Origin of the sequence: Arsenicicoccus cauae, assembly GCF_043162025.1 — a bacterium.
Lineage (GTDB): Bacteria > Actinomycetota > Actinomycetes > Actinomycetales > Dermatophilaceae > Arsenicicoccus > Arsenicicoccus cauae.
Map to the genome: position 1 here is coordinate 2,416,189 of NZ_CP171001.1, position 18,927 is coordinate 2,435,115.

The following is an 18,927-nucleotide window of genomic DNA, read 5'->3' on the forward strand; positions in this document are numbered from 1 at the left end:
TCGGCCCCGGCACCGTCCGGGACCGGCGCGCACGTCCGTCATATCGACCCGTCCCAGCAACGCGGCTCGCATCGCCATCAGGACGCCGGACGTCCGCATCCCGTGCCAGGCTGGGCCCATGAACCTTCGTTGGTACACCCTGGTCATCGACTGCCACGACATCGCTGCGCAGGCCCGCTGGTGGGCCGAGGTGCTCGACTGGCACATCGTCTACGAGGATGGGCACGAGGTCGCCGTCATCCCCCGCGACATGACGGACGAGCCCATCGCCGCCGATCGGTGGGCCTCCACCCCACCCGGCCTGGTGTTCGTCCCGGTGTCCGAGTCCAAGGCGGTCAAGAACCGTCTCCACATCGACCTCGCGCCCCACGTCGACGACGACCGTGAGGCGCAGATCGACCGGCTGGTGGCGCTCGGGGCTCGCCGGGTGGACGTGGGTCAGGACCGCACGGACGTGACCTGGGAGGTCCTCGCAGACCCGGAGGGCAACGAGTTCTGCGTGCTGTCCTCGCGGGACCGCTGAGCGCGACCCGTCAACCGGTCACTCGGGCTTCGCGCCGAACATGATGTCGTCCCAGCTGGGGACGGACGGGCGACCGGCCTTGCGGCGCGTCTGGGCACGCCGCTGCGAGCGGTTGCCCGGGGGTGTGGCCCCGCCCGCCTGCGCAGGCTCGGTGCGGTCGGGACCTGCCTGGTCGGACGCTGCCTGGGCGGCCTCGCGCTGGTCGGGCTCCGACGTCTCGGGCGTCTCGGGCTCGGCCGCCCTGGAGCTGGTCCCGCTCGTGTGGTCGGCCAGCGACCTGGACTCGTCGTCACCATGGTCCAGGTCGGGCAGGGCTACCTGACCCGGCACGCGAGGGTGCGGCCGCGGAGCGGTGTCAGGTGCCTCGGTCTCGGGCTCCTCGGCGGCGGGCTCCTCGGCATCGGGGGCGAGCTCGTCGCTGGAGCCGTCAGGTCGCAGCGCCGCGGGGTTCACGGGGCCACCCTGGGGCAGGGCGGGCTCGTCGGGCGAGGGCCGCGAGGACTCGCCCTCGCGGTCGGCGATGACTTCGTCGACGACGGCGTCCAGCTCGCCCACGGACCCCGCGGACAGGGCCGCGGCGATCTCCTCGCGGTCCAGGGGCACCGTGGCCTCGGGGGTCGGCCCAGCCTCCGACGGCGCAGCCGGCGCGGACTCGGCCGGCCCCGTCTCCGGCTGCGCGGTGGACCGGGCACCGCGCCGGCGCGCACGTCCGCGTCGCGGCGCGCGCTCGACGGACGTCTGCTCAGCGGGAGACTGCTCGACGGGAACCTGCTCAGCGGGCGACTGGTCGGGGGCCTGCTCGACCTCCGCGGCCATCAGCGGCTCCTGCGTCGGCACGGCGCGCGCTGGCCTCGCCGGGACGCGTCGACGACGAGCGCGGCTGCGCTCCCGCATCGAGTCGACGAGGTCGCTGTCCTCGTCGTCATCGTGCTGGCGGCGGGTCCGCGCGGGCTCGGGAGCCGTGATGGGGCGCAGGTCGTCACCGCCGTCGTCGCTCTGCTGGGGGGAGTGGATCCCGCCCTCGGACTCGACGTCGTAGACGCGGGGCGTGGCGGTGAGCGGCACCAGCGGAGCCGGGCCCGTGGTGCTCGGTGCGTCATCGCCGGTCAGCCAGCGCGCCTCGTCGTCGATCGGCTCCACGGCGCGGGTGCCGAGATCGAAGTGCCACCGCGCCTCGCGCAGCCGCCCACCGGCGGCGAACGTCAGGGCCAGCGTCCACGGCGAGTCGGCGCCGCGCCACGCGTCCCAGGACGCGCTCGTGGGGTCGACACCCCGCTCGGTCAGGCGGTCGGCCACGCGGCTCGCCAGCAAGGGGGACGGCTGGCCGCCCGGGGACCGCAGCCGCACCGACGTCGCCAGCCCGGCGACGTGCTCCCGCTCGGCGATGATCGGCCCCTCGTAACGGGCGATCCGCTCCAGGGACCATCCCGTGAGCTCGGCCACCTCGTCGGCCGAGGCACCAGCGCGGATGAGGGCCTGGACCTGGCGAGGGCCGGCGGACGGGGCGGCGGCACCCCCCTCCGCGGGGCGGGGACGCTCGTGGCGCACGGCCGATCGCAGCGCCGAGTCGAGCGGGACCCGGTAGCGGGCGCCGTCGTCGGTCGCGAGCAGCAGATGCACGCCGTCGTCCGCGATCCCGACCAACCGCAGGTCCTGCACGCTCATGAAGTCTCCGTCCTACCGCTAGCAGGCCCGGCGCGGGGGTGCCCAGCACATGCCCAGTACACGTCGACCCTAGGTTTTCACGGAACCAGGCGTCCACCAACCGACCACGCCGACCGGCCACGCCGACCGACGCAGCCGGCCCCACCCGCTCCTCCCCGGCGTCGTGGGCAAGGGATGCGGGGCGGGGACGGCTCGGCCACTAGGCTGCTCTGGACATGGTGACCTCCTACCCCCAAGCTCTGCTGGGCCTCGACCTCGTCGGCGTCTTCGCCTTCGCCCTGTCCGGGGGCCTCGTCGGTGTCCGCAAGGGGCTCGACATCTTCGGCGTGCTCGTGCTGGCCTGCGTGACCGCGCTGGGGGGAGGGGGTGCTGCGCGACGTCGTCCTGGACGTCCGCCCGGTCGGTCTCACCGACTGGCGCCTCGTGCTGGCGGCGGTGATCGCCGGGCTGGTCGCCTTCGGCTACGCCCACGTGGTGCAACGCCTGTCCAAGCTGGTCCTGACCTTCGACGCCTTGGGGCTCGCGACCTTTGCGATCGCCGGGACGGTCAAGGCGCTCAGCCTCGACGCGCCCGCCCTCGAGTCCGTCCTCATCGGCTTGATGACCGCGGTGGGCGGCGGCATGGTGCGCGACGTCCTCGCCGGGGTCGTGCCGGAGGTGCTGCGCACCCAGCTGTATGCCGTGCCCGCCCTCGCCGGCAGCGCCCTGCTCGTGGCCCTGACCTCCCTGGACGTGACCGGGCCGGTGCCGAGCATCGTCTGCGCAGGCTTCGTCTTCGCCGTCCGGATGGCCGCGCTGCGGTGGCACTGGTCGGCACCCCGATCCCCGAGGAGTCTCCCGTGACCGCACGACCCGAGCAGGCCCGCGAGGACGTCGACCCGTCCGACGGCACCCGCGGCCCCTCCGTCCCCAGCGCCCCCAGCGACCCTTACGACCCTTACGACGCAGTGCTCGTCCTGTCCTTCGGTGGCCCCGAGCGCCCCGAGGACGTGCTGCCCTTCCTGAGGCAGGTCACGGCCGGACGGGGCATCCCCGACGAGCGTCTGGCCGTGGTGGGGCAGCACTACTACGACCGCGGGGGACGCAGCCCCGTCAACGACCTCGGCCGCGCGCTCGTCGCCGCGCTGCACGACGAGCTGGGGCGTCGCGGCACCGAGCTGCCCGTCGTACTGGGCAACCGCAACTGGTCGCCCTGGCTCGACGACGCCCTGCGGTCCCTGCACGACGGCGGGGCGCGCCGGGTCGTGACGGTGGTGACGAGCGCCTTCTCGTCATACTCCTCCTGCCGGCAGTATCGCGAGAACCTGTCGGACGCCGTGGACGCCCTCGGCGCCGAGGGTCGCGAGCTGGTCGTCGACAAGGTGCGCGTCTACGCCACCCACCCCGGCTTCGCCCGCACCATGGCCGGCCTCGCGGCCGACACCGCCGCCGGGCTGCCGCGCGAGGTGCTCCCCTCGACCCGCATGGTCCACGTGACGCACTCCATCCCGCTGTGGATGCAGGAGTCCTCCGGGCCGAAGGACGCGCCTGACGTGTCCTACCGCCACCAGCACGAGCAGCTCGCCGCGCTGGTCGACGCCACCGTCGAGCAGCGCCTCGGCGTCCCGCTGCCCAGCACGCTGGCCTATTGCTCGCGCTCCGGCCCGCCCTCTCAGCCATGGCTCGAGCCCGACATCAACGAGCACCTCGCGGACCTCGCCGGCGAGGGGGTCTCGGACGTGGTCGTGGCCCCGATCGGCTTCGTGTCGGACCACATGGAGGTCGTCTACGACCTCGACACGGAGGCCGCGGCCACGGCCGCCGCCCTCGGGCTGCGGCTGCACCGCGTGCCCACGGTGGGCACGCACCCGGACTTCGTGGCCGGTCTGGCCGACCTGGTGCTGGAGCGAGCGGCCGAGGCCCGTGGCGAGGTCGTCGAGCGGGCGGCGGTGCCCCCGGGCGCCTTGTGGTCGACCTGCCCGGCGGGGTGCTGCGCGGGGCGCGAGGACCGGCCGGCCCTCTGCGGGGGCTGAGCGCGGGCCGGTGCCAGAATGGGTTCATGTCGCAGACCCCGCAGCCACCCGCCGGCATCGACCTGCTCGCTCTGGAGTCGCTGGCCCTCGACGTCGCCCGCACCTGCGCCCGCCTGATCGTCGACGAACGACCCCGCGACCTGGGGGTCGCGGCCACCAAGTCCAGCCGCACCGACGTCGTCACGATCATGGACCGGCGCTCCGAGGATCTGGCCCGCGAGCTGCTCGGCCGGGCCCGTCCGGACGACGGGTTCCACGGCGAGGAGAGCAGCCGCGTGGCGACCACCTCGGGCATCACCTGGGTCGTCGACCCGATCGACGGGACGGTCAACTACCTCTACGACATACCCGCGTATGCCGTCTCCGTGGCCGCCGTGGTGGGCGACCCAGCCGTCCCCGGGGCCTGGGCCCCGGTCGCCGCGGCGGTGGTGGACGCGGCGCGCGGCGATGCCTACGTCGCGCGGCGCGGGGGCGGCGCGCGCCTGCTGCGGACCGACCCCCGGCGACCCGAGGCGGGGCACGAGGAGCAGCCGCTCGCCTGCGCGGCGACGGACGACCTCGGCGGGGCGCTGTGCGGCACGGGCTTCGGCTACGACGCGGACGTGCGGGCGGAGCAGGGGCGCGTCGTCGCGGGGGTGCTGCCGCAGGTCCGCGACGTCCGCCGCGGCGGGAGCGCGGCGCTCGACCTGTGCTGGGTCGCCGAGGGACGCCTCGACGTCTACTACGAGCAAGGGCTGCACGAGTGGGACCTCGCCGGGGCCTGGCTCGTCGTCACCGAGGCCGGGGGCCAGGTGCTGGGGCTGCGCGGCTCCGCCCCGGCAGACCCCTTCACCGTCGCGGGCCCGCCCGCGCTGACCGGCATGCTCGTGCCGGTGCTGGAGGGGCTGGTCGCGCCGTCCTGAGCCCCGCCAGAGCGCCGGTCAGGGGGGCGCCCAGAGTGCCGGTCAGGGGACCGATCAGAGCGTCGGTCAGAGGGCCGACCCAGGCCGACCCTCTCCCGAGATGCAGCCGATCTCGATTTCGGGCACAATGCGCCGCGAGCCCGGGCACAAAACCGACCAGCGATGCGTTGGACCCGGCGCACCGTCGGGGGAGGTCCCCGCCGAGAGCTGCATGGAGAGGGCCCACATGGCAACTGACTACGACGCACCGCGCAAGACCGACGACGACCTCTCCGAGGACTCCATCGAGGAGCTCAAGGCTCGTCGCGGCGACACCGCCTCGTCGAGCGTGGACGTCGACGAGACCGAGCAGGCCGAGGGCTTCGAGCTGCCCGGGGCGGACCTGTCCGGCGAGGAGCTCTCCGTGCGTGTGCTCCCGCGCCAGGCCGACGAGTTCACCTGCAGCCGTTGTTTCCTCGTGCACCACCGCAGCCAGCTCGCCAAGGAGGTCGGCGGCCAGCCGGTCTGCCGTGAGTGCGCCTGACGAGATCGAGGTGCTGCTGCTCCGGCTCGACCCGGAGCTGGCGCCCCCGGCATACGCCCACCACGACGACGCCGGTGCCGACCTGCGCGCCCGCGAGGACCACGTCCTCGGCCCGGGGGAGCGGTGCCTGGTCCCGACCGGGGTCGCGGTCGCGATCCCGCAGGGGTATGCCGGCTTCGTCCACCCGAGGTCGGGGCTGGCCGCACGGCACGGGGTGACGATCGTCAACGCGCCCGGCACGGTGGACGCGGGCTACCGGGGCGAGATCCTCGTCAACCTGCTCAACACCGATCACGAGCACGCGGTCCGGATCAGCCGCGGCGATCGCATCGCCCAGCTCGTCCTCCAGCGCGTCTCCCGCGCCAGGTTCCGGACAGTAGACTCGCTGCCGGAGTCCGTCCGCGGAGTCACCGGGCACGGGGCCAGCGGACGCGCCTGACGACCCACGCCCCACCACCTGAAGGACACCGATCCCGTGGCTCTCTTCCGCCGAGGCAAGGCCGGCAAGGCCGACGTCGACAGCACCGCCGCCGACACCACGACGCAGGCCCCCGCCCCGCAGCCGGCCAAGGAGCAGGGTCCCTACGACCGCACCGAGGTCAGCGAGCTCGGCGAGCGGCTGGACCTCGGGTCGCTGTGGGTCCCCGGGATCACCGGCATGGAGCTGCGGCTCGAGCTCGACCAGCAGACCGGGGACGTCGTGGCGGTGAGCTGCCACCTGGCGGGCTCGGCCCTGCAGCTGCAGGCCTTCGCCGCGCCGCGGACCCTCGGCATCTGGGACGACATCCGCGACGAGATCGCGGCCGGCATCCAGGGGCAGGGCGGCGCGGCCGAGACGCGCGACGGCAGGTTCGGCACCGAGCTGGCGGTCCAGATGCCCACCGGCCCCGGCAGCTTCGCCCCGGCGCGCTTCCTCGGCGTCGACGGCTCTCGCTGGTTCCTGCGGGGGTTCCTGTCAGGCCCGGCCGCGGAGGACGACCAGCAGGCGGCCGAGCTGCTGCAGGTCTTTGCCGATGTGGTGGTGGTGCGCGGCGACCAGGCGATGGCGCCCCGGGAGCTGCTGCCCCTGACCCTGCCCGAGGGAGCCCAGCCGGGCTTCGACGAGGCCGGTCAGGACGGTCTGGACAGGCACGACGGGCACGACGACGCGCGGCACCGGTCCGCTCGTGGGACCGACGACCTCCAGCCCTTCGAGCGCGGGCCCGAGATCACTGAGATCCGCTGATGGCCACGCGCGCCGACCGCCGAGGCGGCTTCCTGCGCCGAGCGCTGCACCGGATGGTGCGACCGGCGGAGGAGATCGAGGACCACGAGCTTCGCTCGGACTCCGACCGGCTCGGCGTGACCTGCATCGCCGATCTCGTCGACCGCGAGATCGCCACGGTCTCCGGCGCGGTCCGGTCCACGACCCTGAGCCCCGAGGGCACGGTGCCCGCGCTCAAGGCCGAGATCTACGACGGCTCCCAGCCCCTCCAGCTCATCTGGCTCGGCCGGCGCCGCATCGCGGGCGTCCGTCCCGGCACCTACCTCACCGCCCACGGGCGCGTCTGCCGGGTCGAGGGCGTCCCCACCATCTACAACCCCCGCTACGAGCTGCTGCCCGGGCGGGGCACGCCCACCGCCGGGGGACGGTGACCGTGTCCGCCGACGTCGAGACGGTCGAGCATCTGATTCGCGCGCGGCTGGCCACCGCCGTCGGGGGCCTGCGGGGGTCGATCGAGGCCGCGCTGCCCACGATCGCCTTCGTCGTCGTGTGGCTGGTGACGAGCGACGTACGCACCGCGGTGATCGCCTCGCTCGTCCCCGTGGCCGTCCTGCTCCTGGCGCGGCTCGTCCAGCGGCAGACGCCCCAGTACGTCCTGTCCAGCCTGGTCGCGACCGCGCTCGCGGCGTTCTTCGCGCTCCGGTCGGGGCGGGCCGAGGACGCCTTCCTGCCCGGCATGGCGCTCAGCGCCGCCTACCTCGCCGGGACGCTCCTGTCGATCCTCGGACGGGTGCCGGCCGTCGGCTTCCTCGTGGCCATCGGCGACCCGGGCTACCGCGAGGACCCGCTCGGGTGGCGGCGCAACGAGCCGCTTGTGCGGGTGAGCGCCCGCCTGACCTGGGTGCTCGTGTGCTTGTTCGCGCTCCGACTGCTCGTGATGGTCCCGCTCTACCTCGCCGGTCAGGTCGCCGCCCTCGGCGTCGCCAAGATCGCCCTGGGGTGGCCCGCCTACCTCGCCGCGATCGCCGTGATGGGCCTCATCCTGGTCAAGGGAGCCACCCCGGTGGAGCGCGAGGAGCTGGGGCACGAGGCGGACCGGCAGCTCTGAGCTGAGGTCCGGGTGTGTCGAGCGCGAGGCGGCGGACACCATACGACCTGAGCCCAGTGCCGCCGACGCACCTACCCCCGGTAGTCACATCGACCGGCCTTCGTCCCCCAGGCTGATGCCCCTACCCCCGGTAGTCACATCGACCGGGGGTAGGTCAGTCCTCGTCGTCCTCGGCGTGGTCGACCTCGGCGCGGGGCTTGCGGTGACCGGGGGAGAGCAGGTCCTCGAGGCGGTCCTCGACCTCCTGCACGGTCAGGAACAACAACTCGTCCCCGGCCTCGACCGAGTCGTCCCGGGTGGGGGCGATCGGCAGCCCGTCCCGGATGATCCCCACCAGCGCCGTGTCCCGGGGCAGATCGACGTCGCCGACGCGGCTGCCGGCATACGGGCTGTCCGGGGGGAGGGTGATCTCCACCATCGTGGCCCCGCCCTTCTGGAAGGTGAAGATCTGCACGAGGTCGCCGATGCTCACGGCCTCCTCGACCAGGGCGGTCATCAGGCGCGGCGTCGAGACGGCCACGTCCACGCCCCACGACTCGTCGAACATCCACTCGTTGCGCGGGTTGTTGACGCGAGCCACGGTGCGAGGCACGCCGAACTCGGTCTTGGCGAGCAGCGACACGACCAGGTTGGCCTTGTCGTCGCCGGTCGCCGCCACCACGACGTCGCAGTCCGCGAGCCCCGCCTCGGTCAGCGAGGTGATCTCGCACGCGTCCGCCAGCAGCCAGGAGGCCTCAGGGACGCGGCTGGCCTGCACGTCGTCGGCGTCCTTGTCGACGAGCAGGACCTGGTGGCCGTTGTGGAGCAGCTCTCGGGCGATGGACCGACCCACGGACCCGGCTCCGGCGATGACGACTCGCATGGACTGGCTGACCTCACTCCGTGGGCGGCGCGGCGGCGAGCACGCGCTCGATGGCTGGGATGTCCTCGGTGGTCGACAGGACCCGGACGATGTCGCCCTCCTGCAGCACCGTGTCCGGGCCCGGGAGCATCCCGACACCGAGACGGCTGAGGTAGGCCACGCGCGCCCCGGTGGCGGACTCGACCGTCGACAGCCGCAGGCCGACCCAGCTGCGGTCGATGGCGACCTCGCTGAGGGCGACCTGGCCGCTCGGGTCGATGAACTCCGGCACGGAGCCCTGGGGCATGAGGCGGCGGACGACCCGGTCGACGGTCCACTGGACGGTGGCGACGGTCGGGATCCCGAGCCGTTGGTAGATCTCGGCGCGGCGGGGGTCGTAGATGCGGGCCACCACGTGCTCGACGCCGAACGTCTCGCGGGCCACGCGGGCGGCGAGGATGTTGGAGTTGTCGCCGTTGCTGACGGCCGCGAAGGCGTAGGCCGACTCGATGCCGGCTTCTTTGAGCGTGTCCCGGTCGAAGCCGATGCCCTTGACCCGGCGGCCCTCGAACCCGCGTCCCAGCCGGCGGAAGGCCGCGGCGTTCTGGTCCACCACGGCCACGTCGTGGCCGCGCTCCTCGAGGCTCAGCGCCAGCGTCGATCCGACTCGGCCGCAGCCCATGATCACGAAGTGCACGGTGAGAACGCTACACCGGGCGCGCCCACCGTCCTCGGCCGCGCCACCGGTGGCGCTCGCCGGGAATACAGTGGGCGTCGTGTCAGATCTAGGTCGTGCGCTCAAGCGCGTCGTCGTCGGTCCCGCCATGAGGTCGGACAAGCTGGGGGAGACCCTCCTGCCCAAGCGTCTGGCGCTCCCGATCTTCGCCAGCGACGCCCTGTCGTCGGTGGCCTACGCCCCGGACGAGATCTTTCTGACGCTCGCGCTCGCCGGCGGGGCGTTCGCCACGACCCACTCCTGGCAGATCGGTCTCGGCGTCGTCTTCGTCATGGTCGTCGTGGTGATGTCCTACCGCCAGAACGTCCATGCCTACCCGAGCGGCGGCGGGGACTACGAGGTCGCCAACGAGAACCTCGGCCCGTGGGCGGGTCTCGGCGTGGCGAGCGCCCTGCTCGTGGACTACGTCCTGACGGTGGCCGTGTCGATCTCGTCCGGCGTCCAGAACGCCACCGCCGCCATACCCGCCCTCGACGGGCACGAGATGCCGGTCGCCGTGGCCCTCATCGTCCTGCTGACGGCGATGAACCTGCGCGGGGTCCGCGAGTCCGGCAAGGCCTTCGCCATCCCCGTCTACGCCTTCATGCTGTCCATCATCGGCATGGCGGTGTGGGGCATGGTGCGCTCGGCGAGCGGGTCGCTGCCGCAGGCCGAGAGCGCGAGGTTCGAGCTGCTGCCCGAGCACGGCTACGAGGGGCTCACCGGCATCGCCCTGGTCTTCCTGCTGCTGCGGGCCTTCAGCTCCGGGTGCGCCGCCCTGACCGGCGTCGAGGCGATCTCCAACGGGGTCCCGGCGTTCGAGAAGCCCAAGTCGCGCAACGCGGCGACCACGCTGCTGCTCATGGGCGCCTTGTCGGTGACGATGCTCATGTCGATCGTCTACCTCGCCATCCAGACGGGGGTGAAGTATGCCGAGAACCCGCAGGAGCAGCTGCTCCTCGACGGCCGGCACGTGGGCCCCGGCTACGTCCAGCACACGATCATCGGTCAGCTCTCGCTCGCGGTCTTCGACAACTTCCCCCTCGGCGTCGTGGTGGTCTCGGCCGTCACCGGCCTCATCCTGGTCCTGGCCGCCAACACCGCCTTCAACGGCTTCCCGGTCCTCGGGTCGATCCTCGCCAAGGACGGCTACCTGCCCCGCCAGCTGCACAACCGGGGCGACCGGCTGGCCTACTCCAACGGCATCATGATCCTGGCGGCCGCCGCGATCGTGCTGGTGATCATCTTCGACGCCGAGGTCACCAAGCTGATCCAGCTCTACATCGTCGGGGTGTTCGTGTCCTTCACCCTGAGCCAGGTGGGGATGATCCGGCACTGGAACCGCCTGCTGCGCGACGGCGACGGCGACGCCAGGCAGCGTCGGCAGCACCGCACGAGCCGCGTCGTCAACTATGTCGGCGCGTTCATGTCCGGCTCCGTGCTCATGGTCGTCCTGGTCACCAAGTTCGCGGCCGGCGCCAAGTACGCCATCCTCGCGATGCTGGTGCTCTTCGTCATGATGAAGGCGATCCGCCGGCACTACTCGCACGTCAGCCACGAGCTCGCCGTCCCCGAGGACGACACCCTGGAGGGTCGCCTGCCCTCGCGCGTGCACGCCGTCGTGCTGGTCTCCAAGGTCCACAAGCCGACGCTGCGGGCCCTCGCCTACGCCCGTGCCTCCCGTCCCTCGACCCTCGAGGCGATCACCGTGGCCGTCGACCCCGAGGAGGGCGAGCGCCTGCAGGAGGAGTGGCTGCGCCGCGGGATCCCGGTGCCGCTCAAGGTGCTCGACTCGCCCTACCGCGAGATCACCCGCCCGGTGCTCGGCTACATCGCCTCGATCCGACGCACCTCGCCGCGCGACCTGGTCATGGTCTTCGTCCCGGAGTACGTCCTCGGCCGGTGGTGGGAGTCGATCCTGCACAACCAGAGCGCGTTCCGCATCAAGAGCCGGCTGCTGTTCATGCCCGGCGTGATGATGACCAGCGTCCCCTACCAGCTCCGCTCGTCCGACGACCTGCGCGACGAGCTCGACGCGGCGACCGCCGCCCAGGACCGCGGCCGCGGCCTGGTCCACGCCGAGGAAGGCCCCACCCCGTGAGCGGACCCCACCGCACCCCCAAGAGCTCGTCCGGTCGCCCCGGCAGGACCACCGGTCACGGTCGGGGGCGCGGACCCCGGACCTCGCCCGCCCGCGAGCGCCGCGTCAAGGGGGAGTCGCTGGTCGGCACGGAGGCCGAGCTCGAGGTCGGCAACGTCGGCCACGGTGGCTTCTGCGTCGGGCGCCTCGACGGCCGCGTCGTCTTCGTCCGACACAGCCTGCCGGGGGAGCGCGTGCGCGTCCGGATCACCGAAGGCGGCACGGGCGACCGCTTCCTGCGGGCGGACGCCGTCGAGGTGCTGGTCGCCTCGCCGCACCGGGTCGAGCCACCCTGCCCGTATGCCGGGCCCGGTCGCTGTGGCGGCTGCGACTGGCAGCACGCGTCCCTGCCGCACCAGCGCGAGCTCAAGGCCGCCGTCGTCCGCGAGCAGCTGGACCGCCTCGCCGGCCTCGACGTGGAGGGCCTGGTCGTGGAGCCGGTGGAGGGCACGGGCGCCGACGACGGGCTGGGCTGGCGCACGCGGGTCGAGTTCGCCGTCACCGCCGAGGGTCGCGCGGGGCTGCGCCGGCACCGCTCGCACGAGGTCGAGGTCGTCGACGACTGCCTGATCGCGACCCGCCCGGTCATCGACAGCGGCGTGCTCGCCACCTCGTGGGACGGCTGCTCGGGCGTCGACGTCGTGGACGCCTCGGGCCTCGAGGAGGCGGTGCTCGTGCCGCTGCACGCCGACGGGACCGCCGGCGCCGACCCGACGGCGCTCGAGCTGGTCGGCTTCGAGGACTGGGAGCACGGCTTCGAGGTCTCGGCGCGCGGCTTCTGGCAGGTCCACCCTGGCGCCGCCGCGACCTTCCTCGCAGAGGTGGTGGAGCTGCTCGACCCCGTCGAGGGCGAGCACGCGCTCGACCTCTACTGCGGCGTGGGGCTGTTCGCCGCGGGGCTCAGCGATGCGGTGGGGGAGTCGGGGCACGTCCTGGCCGTCGAGGCCGATGCCAAAGCCGTGGACCACGCGCTCGACAACCTCGCCGAGCACGCGAACGTCGAGGTGCGGCAGGGCCGCGTCGACGCGGTGCTGGGGCAGGCGGCGCGCGGCGGCATACGGGCCGACGTGGTGGTCCTGGACCCGCCACGGTCGGGGGCGGGTCGACGGGTGATGGGGCAGATCACCCAGCTGGGGCCGCGGGCCGTCGCGTACGTCGCGTGCGACCCCTCCGCCCTGGCGCGCGACCTCGCCGTCGCCGAGGAGCTCGGCTACCTCCTGACCGACCTGCGGGCCTTCGACGCGTTCCCGATGACCAGCCACGTCGAGTGCATCGCCCTGCTCGAGCCGGCCGGGGAGGCAGCGGACGCCGAGGTCGACGAGGACGCCGAGGGCGAGGAGGGCGACGAGGACGAGGAGACGGCTCGCCGAGCCCCCTGACCAGCGCCCCTGGACCACCCTGCCCTCGCCCCGGCGGCGTGGGTGGGGGACAATCAGCGGGAGCACCACCCCGCGTACGACAGGTGTCTTGACGTCAAGACACCGCCGTGAGATCGTTGTCTCGACGTCGAGACAATCACCCCTCGTGGAAGGAACAGGCGTGAGCCAAGAGAGTGTGAACAGCTTCGGAGCCAAGGACACGCTGGAGGTCGGTGACGCGTCCTACGAGGTCTTTCGCCTCGACAAGGTCGAGGGCAGCCAGACGCTTCCGTACTCCCTGAAGGTGCTGCTGGAGAACCTCCTGCGCACGGAGGACGGCGCCAACATCACCGCCGATCACATCCGGGCCCTCGGCGGCTGGGACGAGAAGGCCGAGCCCGACACCGAGATCCAGTTCACGCCGGCGCGCGTGATCATGCAGGACTTCACGGGCGTGCCCTGCATCGTCGACCTCGCCACGATGCGCGAGGCCGTCGCCGACCTGGGCGGGGACCCCGCTCGCATCAACCCCCTGGCCCCCGCCGAGCTGGTCATCGACCACTCGGTGCAGATCGACTCCGCGGGCAACCCCAGGTCCTTCCAGATCAACCAGGACTTCGAGTACCAGCGCAACAACGAGCGCTACCAGTTCCTGCGCTGGGGCCAGACCGCCTTCGACGACTTCGTGGTGGTCCCCCCGGGCACCGGCATCGTGCACCAGGTCAACATCGAGCGCCTCGCCCGCGTCACGATGTCCCGCGGCGGCCAGGCCTACCCCGACACCTGCGTCGGCACCGACTCGCACACGACGATGGTCAACGGGCTCGGCGTGCTCGGCTGGGGCGTCGGCGGCATCGAGGCCGAGGCGGCCATGCTGGGTCAGCCCGTGTCGATGCTCATCCCGCGCGTCGTCGGCTTCAAGCTCACCGGGTCGATGAACGCCGGGGTCACCGCCACCGACGTCGTCCTGACCATCACCGAGATCCTGCGCAAGCACGGCGTGGTGGGCAAGTTCGTCGAGTTCTACGGCGAGGGCGTGGGCGAGCTGCCCCTTGCCAACCGCGCCACCATCGGCAACATGAGCCCCGAGTTCGGCTCCACCTGCGCGATCTTCCCGATCGACGACGTGACCTTGGACTACCTGCGCCTCACCGGTCGCGACGAGGAGCAGGTCGCCCTCGTCGAGGCCTACGCCAAGCTGCAGGGCATGTGGCTGGACCCCAGCGCGGAGGCGCGTTACAGCGAGCTCGTCGAGCTCGACCTGAGCACCGTGGTGCCGTCGATCGCCGGACCCAAGCGCCCCCAGGACCGCATCGTCCTCACCGAGGCCAAGGAGTCCTTCCGCAAGGTCCTGCCGACCTACGTCAAGAACGCCGAGGGCGGGGACGTCGAGGGCGCGTCCTTCCCGGCCTCGGACGCCCCGGCCCAGGGCAGCGACCCCGAGAGCGGCGGCGCGGCCCCGGCCACCGAGGGCAACGGCTCCTCGCGCCCCTCGCGCAAGGTCTCGGTCACGACCGACAAGGGCACCTTCGAGCTGGACCACGGCCACGTGGCGATCGCCTCGATCACCTCGTGCACCAACACCTCCAACCCGTCGGTCATGATGGCTGCGGCCATGCTGGCCAAGAACGCCAACGAGCGCGGCCTCAAGGCCAAGCCGTGGGTCAAGACCTCCATGGCGCCGGGCTCCCAGGTCGTCACCGGCTACTACGACAAGGCCGGCATGTGGCCGCACCTGGAGGCCCTGGGCTACCACCTCGTCGGCTACGGTTGCGCCACCTGCATCGGCAACTCCGGGCCGCTGGACGACGAGATCAGCCAGGCGATCAACGACAACGACCTGTCGGTGTCCGCGGTCCTGTCGGGCAACCGCAACTTCGAGGGCCGCATCAGCCCGGACGTCAAGATGAACTACCTGGCGTCCCCGCCGCTGGTCATCGCCTACGCCCTCGCCGGCACGATGGACTTCGACTTCGACGCCGAGCCGCTCGGGCAGGACTCCGAGGGCAAGGACGTCTACCTCAAGGACATCTGGCCCTCGCCGGAGGACGTCGAGCGCACGATCAGCGAGTCGATCAGCCGCGACCTCTTCGTCGCCGACTACCAGGACGTCTTCGCCGGGGACGAGCGGTGGCAGGGCCTGCAGACGCCCGAGGGCAAGACCTTCGCGTGGGACCAGGAGTCCACCTACGTTCGCAAGCCGAGCTACTTCGACGGCATGACCATGGAGCTCACCCCGGTCGAGGACATCTCGGGTGCCCGCGTGCTCGCCAAGCTGGGCGACTCGGTCACCACCGACCACATCAGCCCGGCCGGGTCGATCAAGGCCGACAGCCCCGCGGGGACCTACCTCGCGGAGCACGGGGTCGAGCGCAAGGACTTCAACTCCTACGGCTCGCGCCGCGGCAACCACGAGGTCATGGTGCGGGGCACCTTCGCCAACATCCGTCTCAAGAACCTCCTGCTGGACGGCGTCGAGGGCGGCTACACCCGCAACTTCCTCGCGGGCGGCGAGCAGACGACGATCTACGAGGCCTCCGAGGCCTACCAGGAGGCCGGCGTCCCGCTGGTCATCCTCGGTGGCAAGGAGTACGGCTCCGGCTCGTCGCGCGACTGGGCGGCCAAGGGCACGCGCCTGCTGGGCGTCAAGGCGGTCATCACCGAGTCCTACGAGCGCATCCACCGCTCCAACCTCATCGGCATGGGCGTGCTGCCCCTGCAGTTCCCCCAGGGCGAGTCCGCCGACTCCCTGGGCCTGGACGGCACGGAGACCTTCGACATCAGCGGGGTCACCGAGCTCAACGAGGGCCGGACGCCCAAGACCGTGCACGTCACGGCCACCAAGGAGGGCGGCGAGACCGTGGAGTTCGACGCGGTGGTCCGCATCGACACCCCCGGCGAGCGCGACTACTACCTCAACGACGGCATCCTGCAGTACGTCCTGCGGTCCCTCGTCACCGCCTGACGACCACGTCGTCCGGCTGGTCGTGGCCCGGCCCTCCTCGCGGGGGACCGGGCCACGGTCGTATGCCGGACCGCGCCGTCACAGCGGGGGACGGCACGCCAGCCGCAGCTGCCCCAGCCCCGTCCGGGTCGCCGCGACGGCGATCCGGTCACCGGGACCGAACGCCTCGTCCGGCTCGTTCCACACCCACGCGCCGTCGGCCCGCCGCACGGCGAGCAGCCGGACCTGCCCGGCCTGGGAGAGCTGGGACGGCAGCATCCCCACGAGCCCCGCGTCCGGCTCGACCTGCAGCTCGGTCAGCAGCACCACCCGCCGCCCCACGGGGACGATCGTCGAGCGTGGCCGCCCCAGCGCCGCCGCGACGAAGGCGGGCGCCGTCAGCATCGACACCGACCGTGTGGCGCCGAGGCGCAGTCGCCGCTCGACGCGGGTCGCCAGGTCGTCGTCGTAGAGCCGGGTGACGATCCGCAGGTCCTCCCGCGCCGCCCTCGCTACCAGGGAGATCTCGAGGTTGACGGCGTCGTCGTCGGTGAGGGCCATGGCGGCGTCGCAGCGGTGGACGCCGGCCTCCTCCAGGGTCGACGGGTCGCTGGCCTCGCCGATGACGACCGGCACCTTGAGGCGGCGGACCCGGTTGACGCCGTAGGCCTCCTCGTTGCGCTCGACCGCCACCACTGGGATCCCCCGCTCCCGCAGGCCCACGACGACCGCGGTGCCGATCCGGCCGAGCCCGCACACCACCACGTGGTGCCGGGGCCGTCCGCGGACGCTTCCGGTGAGGGTGGCGAGGCGAGAGCTGGTGAGGGCATCGGTCATGACGGCGGTCAGGCCCGAGGCGAGCAGCAGGCCCATCACCTGGATGACGATCGCCGTGAAGCGCACGGTCAGCTCGGCGTCGTCCGGGTCGCCGTAGCCCGTGCCCGTCGCCGTCGTGAACGCGAGGTAGAGGGAGGTCAGCCAGTCCTTGCCCGCGGAGCTGTGGAAGTAGGCCGTGCTCGCGAGGATCACGCCCAGCAGCAGCAGGAGCACGATCCGCTGGCGCCGGTCGAGGAGCCGGGCAGCGCCACCGAGCAGCCCGCGGGTGCGCACCTGCCGGCCGGAGTGCCGGTGCTGGGTGCCGATGACCACGGCGCCCCCGCCGTCGCTCGCGGACTGCCTGCCGTCCCCCACCACGGCCTGGGCTGCCACGGCCTGGGCTGCCACGGCCGGGCCGGGCCCGGCGTCCGGGAGAGGTCCGCGCTCCGGGTCTCCGAGCCGGGCCAGCACCTGCCCCGCGACCGATGCTCTCGGACCCACCACCACGTCGCGGCCGCCGAGGCGCACCGCCTGCACCTGGCCGTCACCGAGGGCCGCGCCGATGAAGGCCGGGGCCGCCAGCTGGGCGGGGGACAGGACGGTGCAGTCGCCGAGCAGGGGGGCGAGCCGCGAGCCGAAGGCCGGGTTGACCACCTCGAGGACGATGGGCACCCCGGCGTCGGCATCCTCGACCGCCAGGGCCGTCCGCGTGGACGCGACCTCATCACGACCGAGGACGATCACGGCGCGGGCCCGGTGCACGCCGGCCTCGCGCAGGGCCCGCTCGTCCGTGCGGGCCGCCTCGACGATCGTCGCGCCCCCGGCCCGCAGCTCCGCCACGACCACCGGGTCGGCCGTCGGCGAGACCACGACGACGGCCGGCGTGCGCGACCGGGTCAGCTCCTCCACCACACGCACCGTCGTGGTCTCGACACCGACGACGATGACGTGCTGGTCCATGCCTCGCATCGTAGGGGCCCCGCCACAGGGTGCCCGCGCCGACAGGGGCGCGCACCGACAGGGGCGCGCACCGACAGGGGCGCGCACCGACAGGGGCTCCTGGGAACGAGCCGGACGTTTCGCCCATACGGGTGCTGACGTGACGGGCGGTTCCGGCATACGGTCACGCCACCCCCAACGAAAGGCTCCGCCATGTCCCGCAGGCTCGCGCTCCCTGGTGCCCTCGTGATCGCCGCCGCAGCGGCCATCACCGCCGGACCCGCCGCCGTCGCCTCGTCCACCCGCGCCGACCAGGGCCCGGCGAGCAGTCGGCCGACGAGCAACCCCGTGCGGACCGCCTCCCGCCCCTCCGCCGGGGTGCAGGACTGCCTCGACCTGTTCTCGGCCGCCCGCAAGAAGGACACGTCCGCCGCCGAGGAGCCGGACGTCACCCGCGGCAGCGGCGCCAGGGCCTACGGCGTCCTCAAGAGCTTCCCCCAGCTGGCCCCCGGCAGCGTCACGGTCCCCGTCGTCTTCCACGTCACGTCCGACCACCTGCTCACCGACGCCGAGCGGGCGCGCTACGAGCGGATGATCGCCGCGCAGATGGACGTCATGAACGCCTCCTACAGCGGGGCGACCGGCGGGGCCGACACCCCCTTCCGCTGGCGACTGGCGGGCATCGACTACACCGTCAACCCCGCGTGGTACACCGTCGTCCCGGGCAAGACCGAGAAGGCCATGAAGGCCGCCCTGCACACGGGCGACTCCCGCACCCTCAACGTCTACACCGGCGACATCGGCGACGGTCTGCTCGGCTGGGCGTACTTCCCCAAGGACTACAACAACGGTCGCGACTACCTCGACGGGGTCGTCATGCTCGACGAGTCCATGCCGGGCGGCACCGCGGGCAAGTACGCCCTCGGCGACACCCTCGTCCACGAGGCCGGGCACTGGCTCGCGCTGTACCACACCTTCCAGGGTGGCTGCACCTGGTCCAACGACTTCGTGGCGGACACCCCAGCCGAGGCCCACCCGCAGTTCGACTGCCCGGTCGGCGCGGACTCCTGCGACGCGCCGGGACTGGACCCGATCCACAACTTCATGGACTACACGCAGGACTCCTGCATGGACAGCTTCACGCCCGGCCAGGCCAAGCGGATGAGCGACGCCTGGCAGTACTTCCGCGACCCGGTCAAGGGCTGACCGCCGGGGGGACGACGAGGCCCGGCCGGGG

17 protein-coding genes and 1 pseudogene are annotated in these 18,927 nt (G+C 72.7%); 14 read left to right on the forward strand and 4 right to left on the reverse strand.

Annotated elements, in window-relative coordinates; translation table 11 throughout:
- Positions 1-118: 118 nt before the first annotated feature.
- Positions 119-523, forward strand: a complete 405-nt coding sequence (locus ACF3NS_RS11285; protein WP_392466129.1) for a VOC family protein — start codon at positions 119-121, stop codon at positions 521-523.
- An 18-nt stretch (positions 524-541) separates the two neighbouring features.
- Here ACF3NS_RS11285 and sepH read toward each other — a convergent pair whose 3' ends face one another.
- Positions 542-2,188: a septation protein SepH gene (gene sepH, locus ACF3NS_RS11290; protein WP_392466132.1), complete on the reverse strand. Its 1,647-nt coding sequence runs from the start codon at positions 2,186-2,188 to the stop codon at positions 542-544.
- Positions 2,189-2,403: 215 nt separating this feature from the next.
- Here sepH and ACF3NS_RS11295 point away from each other — a divergent pair.
- The 9 genes and pseudogenes from ACF3NS_RS11295 to ACF3NS_RS11335 form a co-directional block, all read left to right on the forward strand.
- A pseudogene (locus ACF3NS_RS11295) lies at positions 2,404-2,499 on the forward strand (trimeric intracellular cation channel family protein); the annotation flags it as partial.
- A gap of 55 nt (positions 2,500-2,554) precedes the next feature.
- On the forward strand, positions 2,555-3,031 hold the full coding sequence (locus tag ACF3NS_RS11300; protein ID WP_392469123.1) for a trimeric intracellular cation channel family protein: 477 nt from the start codon (positions 2,555-2,557) through the stop codon (positions 3,029-3,031).
- Complete coding sequence (locus ACF3NS_RS11305) at positions 3,028-4,200, forward strand: ferrochelatase (RefSeq protein WP_392469125.1); 1,173 nt, start codon at positions 3,028-3,030, stop codon at positions 4,198-4,200. The genes ACF3NS_RS11300 and ACF3NS_RS11305 overlap by 4 nt, the downstream gene beginning before the upstream one ends.
- A gap of 26 nt (positions 4,201-4,226) precedes the next feature.
- Positions 4,227-5,102 carry an inositol monophosphatase family protein gene (locus ACF3NS_RS11310; RefSeq protein ID WP_154594154.1) on the forward strand — a complete coding sequence of 292 codons (876 nt, stop codon included), beginning with the start codon at positions 4,227-4,229 and terminating at the stop codon, positions 5,100-5,102.
- A gap of 226 nt (positions 5,103-5,328) precedes the next feature.
- Complete coding sequence (locus tag ACF3NS_RS11315) at positions 5,329-5,625, forward strand: DUF4193 domain-containing protein (RefSeq protein WP_029210022.1); 297 nt, start codon at positions 5,329-5,331, stop codon at positions 5,623-5,625.
- Positions 5,612-6,064, forward strand: a complete 453-nt coding sequence (gene dut, locus ACF3NS_RS11320; RefSeq protein ID WP_288799478.1) for a dUTP diphosphatase — start codon at positions 5,612-5,614, stop codon at positions 6,062-6,064. Before ACF3NS_RS11315 ends, dut begins: the two co-directional genes overlap by 14 nt.
- A 36-nt stretch (positions 6,065-6,100) precedes the next feature.
- Positions 6,101-6,850, forward strand: coding sequence for a DUF3710 domain-containing protein (locus ACF3NS_RS11325; protein ID WP_288799476.1), 750 nt, complete (start codon positions 6,101-6,103; stop codon positions 6,848-6,850).
- Positions 6,850-7,260 carry an OB-fold nucleic acid binding domain-containing protein gene (locus ACF3NS_RS11330; protein ID WP_392466134.1) on the forward strand — a complete coding sequence of 137 codons (411 nt, stop codon included), beginning with the start codon at positions 6,850-6,852 and terminating at the stop codon, positions 7,258-7,260. The genes ACF3NS_RS11325 and ACF3NS_RS11330 overlap by 1 nt, the downstream gene beginning before the upstream one ends.
- Before the next feature lie 2 nt (positions 7,261-7,262).
- Positions 7,263-7,937 carry a DUF3159 domain-containing protein gene (locus ACF3NS_RS11335; protein WP_392466136.1) on the forward strand — a complete coding sequence of 225 codons (675 nt, stop codon included), beginning with the start codon at positions 7,263-7,265 and terminating at the stop codon, positions 7,935-7,937.
- A gap of 154 nt (positions 7,938-8,091) precedes the next feature.
- Here the strand turns inward: ACF3NS_RS11335 and ACF3NS_RS11340 are convergent, their stop codons facing one another.
- Positions 8,092-8,799, reverse strand: a complete 708-nt coding sequence (locus ACF3NS_RS11340) for a TrkA family potassium uptake protein (RefSeq protein WP_154594156.1) — start codon at positions 8,797-8,799, stop codon at positions 8,092-8,094.
- 13 nt (positions 8,800-8,812) lie between these two features.
- On the reverse strand, positions 8,813-9,475 hold the full coding sequence (locus tag ACF3NS_RS11345) for a TrkA family potassium uptake protein (protein WP_288799470.1): 663 nt from the start codon (positions 9,473-9,475) through the stop codon (positions 8,813-8,815).
- A 79-nt stretch (positions 9,476-9,554) separates the two neighbouring features.
- Between ACF3NS_RS11345 and ACF3NS_RS11350 the strand changes: the two genes are divergently transcribed.
- The 3 genes from ACF3NS_RS11350 (at position 9,555) to acnA (ending at position 15,956) form a co-directional block, all read left to right on the forward strand.
- Positions 9,555-11,594 (forward strand): APC family permease, encoded by a 2,040-nt coding sequence (locus ACF3NS_RS11350; protein ID WP_288799468.1) that lies wholly within the window; start codon positions 9,555-9,557, stop codon positions 11,592-11,594.
- Entirely contained in the window at positions 11,591-13,012 is a 1,422-nt protein-coding gene (locus ACF3NS_RS11355; RefSeq protein ID WP_289033420.1) for a class I SAM-dependent RNA methyltransferase, read from the forward strand. Before ACF3NS_RS11350 ends, ACF3NS_RS11355 begins: the two co-directional genes overlap by 4 nt.
- 160 nt (positions 13,013-13,172) lie before the next feature.
- Positions 13,173-15,956, forward strand: a complete 2,784-nt coding sequence (gene acnA / locus ACF3NS_RS11360) for an aconitate hydratase AcnA (protein WP_375804523.1) — start codon at positions 13,173-13,175, stop codon at positions 15,954-15,956.
- A 78-nt stretch (positions 15,957-16,034) separates the two neighbouring features.
- Here the strand turns inward: acnA and ACF3NS_RS11365 are convergent, their stop codons facing one another.
- Positions 16,035-17,711, reverse strand: coding sequence for an NAD-binding protein (locus tag ACF3NS_RS11365; protein WP_288797468.1), 1,677 nt, complete (start codon positions 17,709-17,711; stop codon positions 16,035-16,037).
- Between the two features lie 192 nt (positions 17,712-17,903).
- On the opposite strand from ACF3NS_RS11365, the gene ACF3NS_RS11370 reads away from it, so the two are divergent.
- A complete protein-coding gene (locus tag ACF3NS_RS11370) occupies positions 17,904-18,896 on the forward strand; it encodes a zinc metalloprotease (RefSeq protein ID WP_288797467.1) in 993 nt (330 codons plus the stop codon).
- Positions 18,897-18,927: the final 31 nt, after the last annotated feature.

Bases quoted from the DNA above. Each gene is read 5' to 3' on its own strand.
- ACF3NS_RS11285 (WP_392466129.1), top strand. From the start codon at position 119: ATGAACCTTCGTTGGTACACCCTGGTCATCGACTGCCACGACATCGCT.
- sepH (WP_392466132.1), bottom strand. From the start codon at position 2,188: ATGAGCGTGCAGGACCTGCGGTTGGTCGGGATCGCGGACGACGGCGTG.
- ACF3NS_RS11310 (WP_154594154.1), top strand. From the start codon at position 4,227: ATGTCGCAGACCCCGCAGCCACCCGCCGGCATCGACCTGCTCGCTCTG.
- ACF3NS_RS11315 (WP_029210022.1), top strand. From the start codon at position 5,329: ATGGCAACTGACTACGACGCACCGCGCAAGACCGACGACGACCTCTCC.
- ACF3NS_RS11330 (WP_392466134.1), top strand. From the start codon at position 6,850: ATGGCCACGCGCGCCGACCGCCGAGGCGGCTTCCTGCGCCGAGCGCTG.
- ACF3NS_RS11340 (WP_154594156.1), bottom strand. From the start codon at position 8,799: ATGCGAGTCGTCATCGCCGGAGCCGGGTCCGTGGGTCGGTCCATCGCC.
- ACF3NS_RS11365 (WP_288797468.1), bottom strand. From the start codon at position 17,711: ATGGACCAGCACGTCATCGTCGTCGGTGTCGAGACCACGACGGTGCGT.
- ACF3NS_RS11370 (WP_288797467.1), top strand. From the start codon at position 17,904: ATGTCCCGCAGGCTCGCGCTCCCTGGTGCCCTCGTGATCGCCGCCGCA.